This window comes from Isoptericola croceus, assembly GCF_029382255.1.
Classification (GTDB): Bacteria; Actinomycetota; Actinomycetes; order Actinomycetales; family Cellulomonadaceae; genus Isoptericola; species Isoptericola croceus.
On the sequence record NZ_JARLLG010000129.1, the window covers coordinates 1 to 280 of the forward strand.

Below are 280 nucleotides of genomic sequence, written 5' to 3' on the forward strand. Positions count from 1 at the left end.
GATCGATCTGGATGTCAGCAAGGCAGAGCAAGTGCTGCTGCACCGGAGGATTCTCGCCGACTGCGCCGACCCTGAAAAGCGCCCAATCTTCCATGCCCGCTACATAGGGGTCGACTCTGGATCAACTCCAACTGAAAACGAGATGATGAATTCACAGAATCCGAGCCATATGAAAGGATTATGGAATACCTGAGTCTTGAGAGAGTAAAAGGTGTGGATGACTTCGAAGCCAGTTCTGCAAGAAGGGACTCGAAATTCGTCCGTGTTCATGAAATTATTT

General features: G+C 48.9%; 1 protein-coding gene. It reads left to right on the forward strand.

Annotated features, from left to right (window positions below; translation table 11 throughout):
* Window positions 1-193 (forward strand): hypothetical protein (locus PZC42_RS24430; RefSeq protein WP_277214027.1); only part of this gene is annotated, 193 nt, incomplete at its 5' end.
* Between the last annotated feature and the right edge of the window lie 87 nt (window positions 194-280).